Genomic DNA, 14769 nt, shown 5'->3' on the forward strand with positions numbered 1-14769 from the left:
GGCTCCTGCGCGACTGATTCCTATGAGTTGTCCGCCCTCGACATCCGCAGGGCGAGGTCTTGCAGCAGGTCGGCGGTCTTGATGTCGGTTCGTCCGGAGTCGTGGAGGTCGGCGAGTTCGGAGAACAGGAACGCGAACGCGCCCACGAGCGAGATCGTGGCGGGCAGATAGGCGTCCGCGACGGCCTGGCCCGCCTCAGCGGGTCCGGCGTCGCCGGGCACCTCGACCCTGGGGAACACCTCCGTGACGAGTGCGCCGAGTTGGGTCTGTGTCGATTCGACCTCGGCGTCCTCGTCCTGGGCGATCCTGCGCACCATCGCATTGGTCTCGGTGAGGACGCCGATGGCGCGCAGGATGATCTCCGTCTGTTCCATGCCGTGAGCCTAGACGGGCGAAGCCCCGCTGTGGCCTCGGTATTCGGTTCGGGATGTTGAAGTGCTCTCCTGGCTGAGGCCGGGAGATTCCTGCCTACCTTGCGGTGGCGGGCTTGACGCCACGGGGACGCCTGACGACTGCCCTCCCGGCAGCCGGGGTAAGCGCGTGGCCCATGCGGTACAAGTGCAGGACGTCCCGGGCTGCGTTGTGGTCGGCGTTGCCGCACCATCCGCAGTCGGGGTTTTTGCACACGAACGTGGCCTGGTCCTCCCGACTGCCCGGTGTGGTCAAGCTGCAGGCTGAGCAGCGCTGGGCGGTGCCGGGGGCGGGGACCTTGTGCAGGGTGCCGCCCTGGCGGGCGGTCTTGTACGTCAGCAAACTTCAACACTGCCTGGGCGGCCTGGAAGCAGTTCAACGGCGGCGAAGACCACGTACACCTCCTGGAGCACTACCCGCCCACGGTCCAGCTCTCCAGGCTGGTCAACTCCCTCAAGGGCGTCTCCTCCCGGGCCCTGCGCAAGGAGTGCGACGCCCATTGGTGCCAGGCTGAGGTCAGAGCAGTTTTGGGACGCGCTTCACCTCACCCGTAAACGGGGGAGAACTGCGCAAGATCAAAGGTAGATATCGGCCATGAACAACTTCTCCCGCTCCCGTCCGGTCGGCGCGCGATGACCGCGGGCATCGACACCCCGGACCGCCGCGGCCGGACCGGACTCGACCGCGTCGGCCGCGATCTGACCGGCAACCCCCGGGTCAAGGTTCGCGAGGTGACACTCCTGTCCTGTCACTGGTACGTGGAGCGCACCACCACCTTCGACTTCCGGCACGCCGACGGCACCTGGAGCACCCAGGAGCGCGAGACGCACGACCGCGGCAACGGAGCCACTCTCCTCCTGTACGACGCCGAGCGCGAAACCGTTCTGCTGACCAGGCAGTTCCGCTACCCCGTATACGTCAACGGGCACCCGGACGGCATGCTCATCGAGACACCGGGCGGGCTGCTCGACGAGGAGGACGAGCATCCCGAGGTCGCCGTGCGGCGTGAGGTCATCGAGGAGACAGGACACACCGTCGGTGAGGTCCACCATGTCTTCGACGTCTATATGAGCCCCGGCTCGGTCACCGAGCGGGTGAGTTTCTACGCCGCCTCGTACGGCCCCTCCACGCGAACCCACGAGGGCGGCGGGCTGGACGAGGAGGGCGAGGACATCGAGATCATCGAACTGCCCTTCCGCAGCGCCCTCGACATGATCCGCACCGGGGAGATCGCCGACGCGAAGACGATCATGCTGTTGCAGTGGGCGGCCCTGGAAGGACCGTTCAAGAAGGCTTGACTTGAAGAGCACTTCAAGTTCCAGACTCCCGTTCGGGCCCGCGGATCTCGGGCCCGAACGGGAGGGACACCATGGAGTACCGCACGATCGGCACCGACCCGAAGACCCGCCGTGAGGTGAGCGTGCTCGCGCTCGGCGCCATGCTCTTCGGCTCACGGACGGACGAGAAGACCTCCTTCGCCGTACTCGACCGCTACGTCGAGGCCGGTGGGAACTTCATCGACACATCCGACAACTACGCTTTCTGGACCGACGACAGCCAGGGCGGGCAGAGCGAGGCGCTGCTCGGACGCTGGCGGCGCAGCCGCGGCATCGGCGACGAGATCGTCATCGCGACCAAGCTGGGCGCGCGGCCGCTGGCCCCCGGCACCGGTTACATCGACAACCCCGAGGGCCTGTCCGCCAAGGTGATCCGCGAGGCGTCCGAGCGCAGCCGGGAACGGCTCGGTGTGGAGAAGATCGATCTGCTGTACGCGCACATCGAGGACCGCACCGTCGCACCGCGGGAGACCGTGGAGGGGTTCGGTGAACTCGTCGCGCAGGGCAGCGTCGGGCTGCTCGGCGTGAGCAACCACGCCCTGTGGCGCGTGGAGCGGGCCCGCGCACTCGCCGCAGCTGCGGGCCTGCCCGGCTACGAGGTGCTGCAGTACCACCACAGCCTCCTGCGCCCCCGCGCCGACGTGCCCAGCGGCCTCTTCCCCGAGGGCAACCTCGGCGCGGCGACCGGGGAGCTGCTCAGCTACCTGAAGGCCGAGCCCGCCCTGACCCTGGTCGCCTACTCGCCGCTGCTGACCGGCGCGTACGTACGGCAGGACAAGCCGCTGCCGTCCGACTACGACCACCCGGGAACCCCGGTGCGGCTGGCCGTGCTGCGGGACGTGGCGAAGGAGACGGGCACGAGCCCCAACCAGGTGGTGCTGGCCTGGCAGATCGGGGCGGAGCTGCCGGTGATCCCGCTGGCCGGGGCGTCCTCCGTTGCGCAGTTGGAGGAGAACCTGGCCGCGGTGGAGCTCGAACTGACGCTGGACCAGCGGGCCCGGCTCGACGCGGCGCACTGAGGGGGGACCCGGCGGGAGCCCTGCTGGACGCCTATCGGTAGCCGTCGTGCGGAGACCGGCGTTTTGTGAGGAGAAGCGCGATGTCGTCGGGGCGCTCGGTGGCCTGCCGGGCCTCCGCGGTGAGCAGGTCGGCCGCACTGGACAGGGAGGGGCTGCCCGGGGTGCCCGCGCGGGACAGGGTCGCTCGGAGGGTTTCGATGCCCTCGTCGATGTCGGTGCCGGGGCGCTCGACCAGGCCGTCCGTGTAGAGGGCCAGGACGGCGTCGGGTTCGAGGAGCAGGTCCGTGACGGGGTACCGGGCCTGCGGGTCCACCCCGAGTACCACCCCGCCGCGCAGGTCCAGGACCTCGGTGCGGCCGTCGGGATGGCGCAGCAGGGGCTGCGGATGCCCGGCCCGGGCGGCTCGGGCGACGCCCGTGACCGGGTCGAGCCTGACGTAGCAGCAACTGGCGAACTGACCCGGATCGAGGCCGATGAGCAGCCGGTTGGTGCCGCTCATCACCTCGTCCGGGGAGTGGTCCCCGAGCGTGAACGCTCGTACCGCGCTGCGTAGTTGGCCCATGGTGGCCGCCGCCTGGACGCCGTGCCCCTGCACGTCGCCGATGACCAGGGCGAGCCCGTCGCCGGCCTCGACGACGTCGTACCAGTCGCCGCCGACGTCCATGCCCAGGGTGCCGGGCAGATACCGCCCGGCCGTCTTCACCAAGGGGTGCGCCGACAGGCGGTGCGGCAGCAGGGCCTCCTGGAGCCCGCGGGCGAGGGCGGCCTCGTTGTCGTAGCGCCGGGCCCGCTCCAGAGCCTGCGCGATCAGTCCGGCGAGGGCCGTCAGCACCGTACGCTCCTCCGTGCTGAAGCCGCGGGAGCGGTCGAAGCCGAGGATGCAGGAGCCGACCGGCCGTCCCGAGGCGATCAGCGGCAGGAAGGCCCTGGCCCCCTCCTTGGCGTCCAGCGGGATGCCCGGATAGTCGGCCGCCAATTGCTGCATCGACTCGAAGTAGAGCGGGCGGCCACCGGTGAGTGCCTCGACCCCGGGCAGCTTGGCGTCCAGACCCACCCCGTCGAACGGGGCGAGGAACCCCTGCGGGAAGCCGGTCTCCCAAGCCAGGTACAGGCGCCGGTCCTGGAGCAGATAGATGGCGAGGCGGCGTCCGCCGAACGCGGGCAGCAGCTCCCGCATCACCACCTCGGACACCTGGCGGGCCGTCACCGCCTCGGACAGCGCGATGGCGAGCACGATGGGCCGGTACTGTGGCGGCGTCGTCGGGACACCGGTCACGGGCTCGTCGGCCTCGGTCTCTTCGGCTGCCACCCTCGCGTCGAACGGGATGGCCTCAGCGGTGTCCGCGGCCCGACCCATCGACACGATCTTGCACGTCAGGCCGCCGGCCCCGGGGTAGAGGGACAAAGACAGCCAGGCGCCTCCCGTGCGTCCCAAGGGCACCTCGCCTTCGCCCCCTCGCGGGCGTCTGACCTGGAACTGCACCGGATCCGGCGAGATCAGCGCCCCACGCAGATGATCCTCGTACGCCGGCCGGTCCAGCCAGGGCACCGCCTCCCACAAGGGCCGCCCCAGCAGCTCCGTGCGCGTTCGGCCGAGCAGCTCGGCGGCGCGCGGATTGGCGTACGTGATCAGTCCGAGCCGGTCGACCGCGAACACGCCCTCCGGGAGCAGATCGGCCGCGCAGTCCGCGGCCGGTCCCGGGCCCGGATCGACGACCACGCCGCTGACCCGGTACGGCGGGGCGGGCGCCGAACCCGAGGTCCACAGCTCCAGCAGCCGCAGTCCGCCGTCCGCGGTATGAACCGGCAGCGGGTGTGGCGGCGGCCGCCCGGCAGCCGTCTCGCGCAGCGCGGCCAGCAGCAGGCGGGGATCATCGCGGGCGACCGCGCGGGCCAGGGCCTCCGGCGTTCCGGCGAAGCCCTCGCGACTGGTGCCGAGCAGGGTCCACAAGGCGTCGTCCGCCATGACCGCGCCATCGGCGGGATCCCAGGTGAACCCTCCCGCACACCGCGACGAGGGGCCATCGGCCGGTGGCCGCGTGCACACCGGCTCCCCGTCCCACAGGACGCCGGGCCCGTCCTTGTCCAGCGCCGCCAGAGCGGTACCCAGTTCCTCCGCCACCGCGGTCATCCGGTCACGATCCGGCAGTACCTCGGTGGCGTCCGAGGCCGGCGGCCGCAGCACCGTCAGGACGCCGAACGGCGTCGAGGCCCCCACGACCGGCACGTACAGCGAGCCGAACTGGAAGGGCAGCCCCGCGGCGAGTTGCGGATAGCGGCGCATCGTCTCCGTGGGATCGGTGAGCAGCACCTCCACGCCGAGCCGATGGGCGTCGGCGACGGGGAAGGGACGGTCCATGTGCATGCGCCACCAGGGGCGGAACAGCTTGCCCGGCAGCCCCGCGAGCACGGCCAGCCTCAACAGCCCCGGTGTGCTCGAGCGCAGATATACGCCGCCGGCGAAGCCGCGGGCAGCCCGTATCGCGTCCGCCACGGCGGCGCTGAGCAGGGCGGCCAGGCTTTCCAGCGCCCGGTCCGCAAGCTCGGCGCTCCCACTCATCGGTCTGCCCTCGTCCGCCCGCCGCCAGGGGGGTAACACAGCAAGAATGCGCCTCTCAGGCCCCTGGCCGCACCTCGACGCCCTTGGGGGCACTGTGTCGCGCGCCGCTCGTCGCCGCCGCGCTCGGCTGTGTGCCCAGCGCGAAGATACCGGGTCATACGGCGTTCGGGAGCCGCCCGGGAGCGAGGTGATTCAAGAACCCGGTGCGACGGCGAGCGTTTCTGCGGCGACGGCCGCCACGGCCTCGGCCACCGCCGCGAGCGCGGAGAAGTCGAGCTTCCATTGCTGCCAGAACAGCGGAACGTCGACGCCCAGGTCCGGCGCGAGACTGACCAAGCGCCCGGCGCCCAGCAGCGGTTCGGCCTGCGCCTGGGGCATCATGCCCCAGCCCATTCCGGCCACGACGGCGTCGACGAACCCCTCCGACGTGGGCACGAAGTGCCGGAGCGCGCTCGCCCCGGGACCGCCCCGCAGGGCGCGGACGAAGTTGTCCTGGAAATCGTCGTTCCGGTCGAAGGCCACCACCGGAGCGTCGGAGATCAGAGCGCGCAGGGGCGTGTCCGTCCCCTGGCCGAGCCACTGCTCGGCGAACCCCGGGCTCGCCGTCGGCAGGTACCGCATCCGGCCGAGGGCGCGCACGGAACAGCCCGCCACCGGGTCCGGCGACGACGTCACCGCAGCCATCACCACCCCCTCGCGCAGCAGGGCGGCCGTGTGGTCCTCGTCCTCGCGGCGCAGCTCGAAACAGAGCCTCAGCATTGACGGTATGCGGGTGAGCGCGGGCAGGAACCAGGTCGCCAGCGAGTCGGCGTTCACCGCGATCGACAGCCGCGTCGGCTCCCCGGAACCGGTCATGCCGAGCTCGGCGTGCGCCTCGCGCTCCAGCCGGGCCAGTTGCCGAGCGAAGCGCACCACGACCTCGCCGGATTCGGTCGGCCGCACGGGCTTCGTCCGCACCAGCAGAACCCGGCCCGTGCGCTGTTCGAGCGCCTTGACGCGCTGACTGACCGCCGACGGCGTCACATGGAGCGCGGCGGCAGCCGCGTCGAAGGTGCCCTCGTCGACCACCGCGACCAGGGTGCGTACCTGATCGAGGGGGAGTTCTGGCAGTTCCGTCATCACGAGTGCTAATGGTACGTAAGAATCTTTAGCTGTACTCTTGACGATCAGTTTTCTAGCGTCGATGTCATGACAGCCGCCCTGACCGCCGTGGCCGCCGGATTCGGCACCGGCCTCTCCCTCATCGTCGCCATCGGAGCCCAGAACGCGTTCGTGCTGCGCCAGGGCATCCGCCGGGACGCGGTACTCGCCGTGGTGGGCATCTGCGCCCTGTCCGACGCGGTGCTCATCGCGCTGGGCGTCGGCGGTGTCGGGGCGGTGGTCGTGGCCTGGCCCGCCGCACTCACCGCGGTGGGTCTGGTCGGCGGTGGATTCCTCCTGGTGTACGGATTCCTCGCCGTACGCAGGGCGCTGAAGCCTTCGGCCCTCCAGGCGGCGACCGTGTCGACGGGCTCACGGCGCCGCGCCGTGTTCACGTGCCTGACGCTGACCTGGCTCAACCCGCACGTCTACCTCGACACGGTGTTCCTGCTCGGCTCGATCGCGGCCAACCGCGGGCCGCTGCGCTGGACCTTCGGACTGGGCGCGGCCCTGGCCAGCCTGTGCTGGTTCGTCGCGCTCGGCTTCGGCGCCCGGCTGCTCAGTCGCTTCCTGGCCCGGCCCTCGTCATGGCGGGTGCTGGACGGGCTGGTGGCCGCGACGATGATCGCGACGGGTGCCACGCTGATCGCCGGAGCCTGAGACCGGTCGCCGCTGCTCATCGCCGGAGCCTGAGACCGGTCGCCGCTGTCCGTGGCGCCGCACTCAGGGCCCGCAAGCCCCTGAGGCCGCACGCTTGGCGCACAAGTCCGATACCCCAGGGACGTGTTCCGCTCCCGCTCGGTCATAGTGATCCCTGAACGGAAAGATGTATCGAGCAGCCAGGACGAGCGTGGACACGAGTGAGAGCAGTACGGGCAGCACCCCCGCCGAGCACGACGGGGCACCCGGACCGGAGCGGGCGAACCGGCGAGGCTGGCGCCGCTGGACGATGGACACCCGGCCGCTGCGCCGCCCCGCCTACCGCCGGCTGTGGTCCTCCACCATCGTCACGGCGGTGGGCAGCCAGCTCACCGCCGTCGCCGTGCCCAAGCAGATCTACGACATCACCGGCTCCTCGGCCTGGGTCGGCTACGCGAGCCTCGCCGGACTGCTGCCCCTCGTGGTGTTCGCGCTGTGGGGCGGTGCGATCGCCGACAGCATGGACCGGCGCAAGCTCCTCCTCATCACCAACAGCGGCATAGCCGTCACCTCGCTGCTCTTCTGGATACAGGCGGCGACCGGACTCGACTCGGTGCTCGTCCTGATGGCGCTGCTCGCCCTCCAGCAGGCGTTCTTCGGCCTCAACTCCCCGGCCCGCAACGCCTCCATCGCCCGGCTGGTCCCCGCGGACGAACTGCCCGCGGCCAACGCCCTCGGCTCGACCGTCATGCAGACGGGCCTGGTGGCCGGACCACTGCTCGCCGGCGCGCTCATCCCTGTCATCGGCCTGCCCGAGCTCTATCTGATCGACGCGCTCGCCCTGTGCGTCACCGTGTGGGCCGTGGTCCGGCTGCCTGCCCTGCCGCCCCTGACGGAATCGGCTGCCAAGCGGGCAGGCTGGCGCGAGGTCGTCGCCGGCTTCCGCTACATCTCGCTGCACAAGGTGCTCCTGCTGTCCTTCCTCGCCGACATCATCGCCATGGTCTTCGGCATGCCCCGCGCCCTGTTCCCGCAACTCGCCGCACAGACCTACGCCCCCTACGGCGAAGGGCTCGCGCTCGGCCTCCTCTTCGCGGCGATCCCCATCGGCGCGGTCATCGGGGGGCTGATGTCGGGCACCTTCTCCCGCGCCCGCAGACACGGCCTCATGGTCATCGTCGCTGTCGCGGCCTGGGGCGCGGCCATCACGGGGTTCGGGCTCAGCACCAGCCTGTGGGTGGCGGTGGCGTTCCTCGCCGCGGCCGGAGTGGCCGACATGGTCTCGATGGTCTTCCGCGGCGCCATCCTGCTGTCCGCCGCCACCGACGAGATGCGCGGCCGGATGCAGGGCGTCTTCACGGTGGTCGTCGTGGGCGGCCCGCGCCTCGCCGACGTTCTGCACGGCACGGTCGGCTCGGTCCTCGGGGCACGCGCCGCGGTAGCGGGCGGCGGGCTGCTGGTGATCGCCGCCGTACTGGGTCTGGCCGCCGCGACACCGGCCCTGAGGCGTTACACGATCTGACTCCGTCGGCGGCCGTGCCGGTCCTAGAGTGACCGGCATGGGGGACACACGACCTACCTCGGAATTCCACGCGCGGAACATCACCGCCGAGAGCGCCGCACGGCTGGCGGCGGTGCTCGACGCGCAGGACATCAATGACGGTGTACGACGGTTGCGGGCGTGGGCGCATGCAGCGCTGGCCGCGCGGCCCGGGGAACGGGCGATCGACATCGGCTCCGGCACCGGATCGCAGACCCGGCAACTGGCGGCCGCCGTGGCTCCCCGGGGCGAGGCCATCGGGATCGAGCCGAACCCCGGGCTGCGTGCCGTGGCCGAACAGCGGGCGGCCGAGGCCGGCAGCGCGGCCCGCTTCGTGGACGGCGACGCGCTCACCCTGCCCGTGCCCGACTCCTCCGTCGACGTGGTGTGGTGCGAACGGGTGCTCCAGCACCTCCTCGAACCGGAGAAGGCAGTCGCCGAGATCGCGCGCGTGCTGCGCCCCGGCGGGCGGGTCGCCCTGCTGGACACGGACTGGGCGACCACGATCCTGCATCCCGGCGACCCGGAGACCGTCGCGGCCCTCGCCTCCGGCGCGCTGTCCGCGGCCGCGGACCCGTACTCCGGACGCAAGCTGGTCGGCCGGCTGACGGCGGCCGGTCTGGTGATCGACGACCGGGGATCGCAGGCGCTGCTGCAGGACCACACGTCGGTCGCCTGGCCGCTGATCCGCATGCTGGGCGAGTCGGCGCTACGCCGTGACCTCATCAGCGAGGCCCAGCGCGACCGCCTGTACGCGGACCTCACGGAGGCTGCCGCCCAAGGCGCCCTGCACATGTCGGTGACCATGTTCGGAGCCGTGGCGCACCGTCCGGGATGAACCGGAATACAATGGAGAGGCCGTCGCTGACGGAGACACCACTCAGGTTTCCCCTGGTATTGGGGGTACACGAGCACAATGAACACCGCGAGCTATGAACTGATCGCAGCGAACTCGACGGTCAACGCGGTCGCCGCCTTTGTCGGTGGCCTCTTCATCGCCGGTGCGCTCGTCTGGGCCGTTTTCCTGGGCATCAGGGTGCGGCGCAAGGAGTCGGCCCCGCCCCTTCCGGAGGAGCAGCCCAGGCTGCCCGACACCGGAGCAGTCCATGAGGAACGGGAGATGCGGGAACCCGACGAGGTACCGCACGCCGCGGAGGAGAGCGAGCGGCTGATGCCGTACAACCTCCATGCCGCGGGGAGCAAGCACGCCGACGATCAGCAGCGAAAGCGCTGGGTCCCCGGATCCAGCGGCTCCTTCGGCAGCGGCGGTCCTGGAAGGACGTAACGGGGCCGCGGCAGGACATGACCGCCCCACGGGGCGGTCATGTCGTTCGTACCCACTAGGGCAGGTCCGCCGCGGAGTCCTCGGGGGCCAGGTCGGGGCGCAGGCGCAGCCACGACGGCTGACGCAGCAGCCCGGCCCGGGTGCGGGTGCTGTACCGGACCTCGCCGACCAGCCGGGGCACGACCCAGTGCGCTCCTGCCACGCGCGGGACGTTGTCGAAGGGGCAGTGGTCGGTCCCGGCGGCCCGTAGGAGCCGGGCGAGTTCCGATCGTTCGACCTCGCTCCAGCCGGTCCCCACGCTCCCGACGTAGCGCAGCCGCCCCGCCTCACGCTGTCCCACGAGTACGGCGCCGGGCAGCCCCGACAGCCGCCCCTTGCCGGGGACCCAGCCGCCGACGATGACGTCCACGGTGCGTATGTTGCGGATCTTGATCCAGGCGCGTGAGCGCACCCCGGGCTCGTACACCGAGTCCAAGCGCTTGCAGACCAGCCCCTCCAGGCCGCTTTCCCGAGTCGCCCGCAAGGCCAGCTCCCCATGGCCGACGAGCGCGGCCGGCGTCGACCAGAACGGACCGCTGAGCGCGAGCCCCTCCAACTCCTGGCGCCGGCGCGTGTAGCGCAGACCCGTCAGATCGCCCCGCAGGTACATGATGTCGAACAGGACGAGATGCGCGGGTGCCTCCGCCGCACGACGGGCCGCCTTGCCCGGGGACCGGGCCAGCCCCATACGGGACTGGAGCAGCTGGAAGTCACCGCGCCCCTGCTCGTCGAGGACCAGGACCTCGCCGTCCAGGATCGCCGGGGTCGTGCCGAGAACACCGCCCAGGGAACGGAGTTCGGGATACGCGGCGGTGATGTCCTCCCCCGACCGGGCACGCAGCAGCACGCTTCCGTCGCCGGGCAGGTAGACCACGGCACGCTGCCCGTCGTGCTTCGTCTCGTACGACCAGTGCATGTCCTGCCCGGCGGTCGGCAGGGTGCCGGGTGTGGCGAGCATGGGAGCGATCAGCGGCAGTCTCACAGCTGTGTTGTCGACACACCCTGGGATGCCCACGCACCCCGGCACCCCGTTTCGCCTGAACGGCGTCGCGTTCCGGGAGAGTGCCCTAGCTCTCCAACGCCCCGGCCATGAGGGTCTGCAGATACAGCCCCCGCTGGACATCGAGCGCGCCCGACCGCCCCGTCCGTACGGCGGTGGCGAACTCCTGGCGCAGCACCGGCCAGGACTCCTCGTGGTCGAGCGCGCCGCTGTCGAACACGAGCTCGGGGTGCCGGCCGAACAGCTCGACCCGCGTCATGCCCCGCTCGAGCTCGACCGATCCCGACAGGGACGCCTGGCTCACGGCACCGCTCTCGTGTTCGCAGGTGAGCTCGATCCAACGGCGTACGTCTCCGGCGCCGCGCACACGGACGATGGGCCCCAGGGCCGCGTCCAGCAGATCCAGAATGTGCGGCCCCAGGTCCAGCAGAGCCCCGTGTTCGAGGCGCCACGGGGTCGCGAAGTCGCCGCCCAGGAAAGCACCGCTCAGACAGCAGGACCGTGCCCCCACGGCGTCGATGCCCTGCGCGGCCTTCAGGAACTGCCGGGTGACCGGGTGGTAACGGTTCGTCAGGACCAGCTGGGAGACGACACCGGCGGCATCGATGGCGTCCACGAGGCGCTGGGCCGACGGCAGGTCCAGCGCGATCGGCTTCTCCAGGAGCAATGCCTTGCCCGCCTTCGCGGCACGCGCCGCCAACTCCGCCTGCACGGCGGGCGGAACCGCGAAGGCGACCGCCTCGCAGCCGTCGAGCAGCTCCTCGAACGTCGCGGCGACGCCGGCACCGTAGGGCGCCGCCGTTTCGCGTGCCGCCTCGGGACGGCGGGCCCACACCGACGTCAGCAGCGTCTCGGGTCCCGCGGCGAGCACACGCGCGTGCACGGCGCGCGCCCATGGACCCGCACCGACGAGCCCGACCCTGACCGGTGCATGGGGCCAGGCCTGCGAGGTTCCGGTCACGAGAATGCTCCTCTGCGGTGTGCGGGGCTGGGATGTGCACGAACTTCACCACGATGTCGGGGTCCACGGCCAGGGGGTGTGGTTTTCGAGAGCGGGCGTTCCTGACGCACTGGTCCGGGGGCATGGGCGCAGGGCCCGGCGGAGGGCAAGGGGAGTACGCCCGGCCACCGCCCTGGGTATGACGACAGAGCCGTCCACCAAGGGTCGGCTCCCTGCCGGACCCAGCCTCGGAGGAGCCCCGCGTTGTCCGACATCGATCAGAGCACGTACGACGCCCACCTCAACGCGGCCACCTGGAACCTCATCGGGCGACCCAACCGCGACCGCCCGAAGGCGATGGAGTGGATGTTCCGGACGGCGCCGGGTCCCGGACCCGAACTGCTCGGCGCGCTCGCCGGTGCGTGCGTCGCCGAACTCGGCTGCGGGCACGGGGCCCAACTGGCGGGTCTCGCCGGGCACGGCATCGCCCGCGGGATCGGCATCGACGTCTCCCCGGTCCGCATTCATCACGCTGCCACCAGCTTCCGTGACGTCGACACGCTGGAGTGGTGGCTCGGAGACGCCGTCGCCATCGCGCCCCACCTGCCGCCGCTCGACGCGGCGTTCTCCAACTACGGCGCCGCGTGGTTCTCCGACCCGCACCGGTTGCTGCCCCGCATCGCGCAGCGGCTCAAACCCGGCGGACGGCTCGTCCTGTCGTGCCTCACCCGCTCCTACGGCATGCCCGAGGGGCGCCGCCGCACTCTCGTACGCACCGGCCCGGCGCAGTCGATGTGGACCGTCCGCTGGATGTACAGCGTCGCGGGATGGCTGCGCATCCTCTCCGAGTCGGGCTTCAGCACCGAGTTCGTCTTTCGGCCCACCGACCGGGTCAACGCGTTCTGGGGGATGGCCGTGATCCAGTCCAGGCGTAACTTGACCTGATTGAGGGCTTCGGCGGGCGAGTTGGCTCATAGGCTGAGCGCTCGTGATCACCGTTGACCCGTGAATGACCATCACTGGCCCACGAGTGCTTACCCAGGACCCGTGAGTGATCTCCATCGACCGGAGGAGCGAACGTGACGCCACGCCCGCAGCAGGCCGCCGCCAGACGCACAACTGTCCTTCGCCGAGAAACCGTTGTCGCCGCCGTCCCCTTCGCACTGGCGGCCCTGCTCGCCGCTGGCGGACCGGCCACGGCCGGGACGGGGGGCTCCTCCGGCGCGGGAGACCCGTACTTCCCCCTCGAGGGCAACGGCGGCTACGACGTCCATCACTACGATCTGACGCTCGGCTACGACCCGCAGAGCCGCCACCTGGACGGCAAAGCCGTCATCACCGCCCGGGCCACCCAGCGACTGACCCGCTTCGACCTCGACTTCAAGGGGCTGAAGGTCACGGGCATCACCGTCGACCACGCGAAGGCGGCGTTCCGCCGCGACGGACAGGAACTCGTGGTCACCCCACGGGACGCTCTGTGCGAGGGGCAGGAGTTCCGCGTCACCGTCACCTACTCCGGCACGCCCAAACCGGTCACCGATCCCGACGGCTCCCTCGACGGATGGATTCCCACCGACGACGGCGCGTTCGTGGCGGGCGAACCGCAGGGCGCCATGACGTGGTTCCCCGCCAACAGCCACCCCAAGGACAAGGCGTCGTACGACTTCACGCTGACCGTCCCCAAGGGGCGCACCGCCGTCGCCAATGGCGTCTTCCTCGGGCAGAAGACCGCCCACGGCCGGACCACCTTCCGCTGGCGGCAGTCCGAACGGATGGCGGCGTACCTGGCCACAGCGACCGTAGGAAAGTTCAAGGTCGAGCAGTACACCACCCCGGACGGCCTCAAGGTCTACAACGCCGTCGACCCGCGCGAGGCTGCCGCCGCCGCGCCGGTCCTGAAGAAACTGCCCTCCGTGCTCGCCTGGGAGAGCAAGGTCTTCGGCCCCTACCCGTTCCGAGCCGCCGGGTCCATCGTCGACCGGGCACCCCAGGTCGGCTACGCCCTGGAGACCCAGACTCGGCCCGTCTACGACTCGGCGCCGGACCTGAGCACCCTCGTCCATGAAAGCGCCCACCAGTGGTTCGGCGACTCCGTCACCCTCACCACCTGGAAGGACATCTGGCTCAACGAGGGCTTCGCGACGTATGCCGAGTGGCTCTACTCCGAGCAGCACGGGGGCAAGAGCGCGCAGAAGACCTTCGACGCCCTGTACGCCAGTCCGGCGAGCAGCGATCTGTGGGCGTTCCCTCCTGCCGACCCCGGCAGCGGAGCGCACATCTTCGACACACCCGTCTACTCCCGGGGGGCCATGGCCCTGCACAAGCTCCGCACGGCCGTGGGCGATCCCGTGTTCTTCCGGATCCTGCGTGCCTGGGCCGCCGAGCACCGTGACGGTCACGGGACCACGGCCCAGTTCATCCGCCTCTCCGAACGGGAGTCCGGGAAGGACCTCGACGGCCTGTTCCACACATGGATCGCCACATCAGGCAAGCCGTCGTCGCTGTAAGGGGTTTCTTCGCCCCCTCCGCCCCTACCCGTCCCTGGGGGCGCACTTCCCCGCCGCCCCGTAAGGGGCGCGGGGAACTGCGCGACAAGCCCCCACGGTCCCGCAGTCAAAGGACAACCCAGGGGGGGTCTGGGGGCGCAGCCCCCAGGTACGGGACGGGTAGGGGCGGAGGGGGCGAAAAACGCCTAGGCGGGTCGCAGCCAGATGGTGGCCAGGGGTGGCAGGGTCAGTTGGATGCCGGCGGGGCGGCCGTGGGTGCCGGTGGGTTCGGGTTTGAGGGGTTCGGGGTTGAGGACGTCGCTGCCGCCGTAGCGGGCGGCGTCGGTGTTGAGGATCTCGTGCCAGGCGGGGA

The 14769-nt window shown here is 71.0% G+C and carries 14 protein-coding genes and 2 pseudogenes; 9 read left to right on the top strand and 7 right to left on the bottom strand.

Annotated features, from left to right (window positions below; all coding sequences use genetic code 11):
• Positions 1–20: 20 nt before the first annotated feature.
• Complete coding sequence (locus ACZ4RZ_RS42070; protein ID WP_467752838.1) at positions 21–374, bottom strand: hypothetical protein; 354 nt, start codon at positions 372–374, stop codon at positions 21–23.
• 94 nt (positions 375–468) lie between these two features.
• Positions 469–756: pseudogene (locus ACZ4RZ_RS42075) on the bottom strand (zinc ribbon domain-containing protein); the annotation flags it as partial.
• 26 nt (positions 757–782) lie between these two features.
• Here ACZ4RZ_RS42075 and ACZ4RZ_RS42080 point away from each other — a divergent pair.
• The 3 genes and pseudogenes from ACZ4RZ_RS42080 to ACZ4RZ_RS42090 form a co-directional block, all read left to right on the top strand.
• Positions 783–899, top strand: a pseudogene (locus ACZ4RZ_RS42080) (IS200/IS605 family transposase); the annotation flags it as partial.
• Between the two features lie 144 nt (positions 900–1043).
• Positions 1044–1709: an NUDIX domain-containing protein gene (locus tag ACZ4RZ_RS42085; protein WP_467752839.1), complete on the top strand. Its 666-nt coding sequence runs from the start codon at positions 1044–1046 to the stop codon at positions 1707–1709.
• Between the two features lie 71 nt (positions 1710–1780).
• Positions 1781–2767, top strand: a complete 987-nt coding sequence (locus ACZ4RZ_RS42090; RefSeq protein ID WP_467752840.1) for an aldo/keto reductase — start codon at positions 1781–1783, stop codon at positions 2765–2767.
• A gap of 31 nt (positions 2768–2798) precedes the next feature.
• On the opposite strand, the gene ACZ4RZ_RS42095 is transcribed toward ACZ4RZ_RS42090, so the two are convergent.
• Together ACZ4RZ_RS42095 and ACZ4RZ_RS42100 are read right to left on the bottom strand one after the other, a co-directional pair.
• Positions 2799–5327 (bottom strand): SpoIIE family protein phosphatase, encoded by a 2529-nt coding sequence (locus ACZ4RZ_RS42095; protein WP_467752841.1) that lies wholly within the window; start codon positions 5325–5327, stop codon positions 2799–2801.
• Between the two features lie 192 nt (positions 5328–5519).
• Positions 5520–6446, bottom strand: coding sequence for a LysR family transcriptional regulator ArgP (locus tag ACZ4RZ_RS42100; protein WP_467752842.1), 927 nt, complete (start codon positions 6444–6446; stop codon positions 5520–5522).
• A gap of 69 nt (positions 6447–6515) precedes the next feature.
• Here ACZ4RZ_RS42100 and ACZ4RZ_RS42105 point away from each other — a divergent pair, with 69 nt between their 5' ends.
• From ACZ4RZ_RS42105 to ACZ4RZ_RS42120, 4 genes are all read left to right on the top strand, one after another.
• Positions 6516–7127: a LysE/ArgO family amino acid transporter gene (locus ACZ4RZ_RS42105; RefSeq protein WP_467752843.1), complete on the top strand. Its 612-nt coding sequence runs from the start codon at positions 6516–6518 to the stop codon at positions 7125–7127.
• A 190-nt stretch (positions 7128–7317) separates the two neighbouring features.
• Entirely contained in the window at positions 7318–8628 is a 1311-nt protein-coding gene (locus ACZ4RZ_RS42110; RefSeq protein ID WP_467752844.1) for an MFS transporter, read from the top strand.
• A 37-nt stretch (positions 8629–8665) separates the two neighbouring features.
• Entirely contained in the window at positions 8666–9484 is an 819-nt protein-coding gene (locus ACZ4RZ_RS42115) for a methyltransferase domain-containing protein (protein ID WP_467752845.1), read from the top strand.
• 78 nt (positions 9485–9562) lie between these two features.
• The gene (locus ACZ4RZ_RS42120) at positions 9563–9931 is read left to right on the top strand and encodes a DUF6479 family protein (protein ID WP_467752846.1); all 369 of its coding nucleotides are present in this window, start codon (positions 9563–9565) and stop codon (positions 9929–9931) included.
• A gap of 55 nt (positions 9932–9986) precedes the next feature.
• On the opposite strand, the gene ACZ4RZ_RS42125 is transcribed toward ACZ4RZ_RS42120, so the two are convergent.
• Both ACZ4RZ_RS42125 and ACZ4RZ_RS42130 read right to left on the bottom strand, forming a co-directional pair.
• On the bottom strand, positions 9987–10952 hold the full coding sequence (locus ACZ4RZ_RS42125) for an ATP-dependent DNA ligase (RefSeq protein ID WP_467752847.1): 966 nt from the start codon (positions 10950–10952) through the stop codon (positions 9987–9989).
• 85 nt (positions 10953–11037) lie between these two features.
• The gene (locus ACZ4RZ_RS42130; protein ID WP_467752848.1) at positions 11038–11931 is read right to left on the bottom strand and encodes a Gfo/Idh/MocA family protein; all 894 of its coding nucleotides are present in this window, start codon (positions 11929–11931) and stop codon (positions 11038–11040) included.
• 243 nt (positions 11932–12174) lie between these two features.
• On the opposite strand from ACZ4RZ_RS42130, the gene ACZ4RZ_RS42135 reads away from it, so the two are divergent.
• Positions 12175–12855: a class I SAM-dependent methyltransferase gene (locus ACZ4RZ_RS42135; RefSeq protein WP_467752849.1), complete on the top strand. Its 681-nt coding sequence runs from the start codon at positions 12175–12177 to the stop codon at positions 12853–12855.
• A gap of 134 nt (positions 12856–12989) precedes the next feature.
• A complete protein-coding gene (locus ACZ4RZ_RS42140; RefSeq protein WP_467752850.1) occupies positions 12990–14417 on the top strand; it encodes a M1 family metallopeptidase in 1428 nt (475 codons plus the stop codon).
• A 185-nt stretch (positions 14418–14602) separates the two neighbouring features.
• Here the strand turns inward: ACZ4RZ_RS42140 and ACZ4RZ_RS42145 are convergent.
• Positions 14603–14769: alpha amylase C-terminal domain-containing protein (locus tag ACZ4RZ_RS42145; protein ID WP_467752858.1), on the bottom strand; the 167-nt coding region annotated here is incomplete at its 5' end.

The sequence above is a fragment of the Streptomyces sp. NPDC027189 genome (assembly GCF_055566975.1).

Bases quoted from the DNA above. Each gene is read 5' to 3' on its own strand.
- ACZ4RZ_RS42070 (WP_467752838.1), bottom strand. From the start codon at position 374: ATGGAACAGACGGAGATCATCCTGCGCGCCATCGGCGTCCTCACCGAG.
- ACZ4RZ_RS42085 (WP_467752839.1), top strand. From the start codon at position 1,044: ATGACCGCGGGCATCGACACCCCGGACCGCCGCGGCCGGACCGGACTC.
- ACZ4RZ_RS42090 (WP_467752840.1), top strand. From the start codon at position 1,781: ATGGAGTACCGCACGATCGGCACCGACCCGAAGACCCGCCGTGAGGTG.
- ACZ4RZ_RS42095 (WP_467752841.1), bottom strand. From the start codon at position 5,327: ATGAGTGGGAGCGCCGAGCTTGCGGACCGGGCGCTGGAAAGCCTGGCC.
- ACZ4RZ_RS42100 (WP_467752842.1), bottom strand. From the start codon at position 6,446: ATGACGGAACTGCCAGAACTCCCCCTCGATCAGGTACGCACCCTGGTC.
- ACZ4RZ_RS42105 (WP_467752843.1), top strand. From the start codon at position 6,516: ATGACAGCCGCCCTGACCGCCGTGGCCGCCGGATTCGGCACCGGCCTC.
- ACZ4RZ_RS42115 (WP_467752845.1), top strand. From the start codon at position 8,666: ATGGGGGACACACGACCTACCTCGGAATTCCACGCGCGGAACATCACC.
- ACZ4RZ_RS42120 (WP_467752846.1), top strand. From the start codon at position 9,563: ATGAACACCGCGAGCTATGAACTGATCGCAGCGAACTCGACGGTCAAC.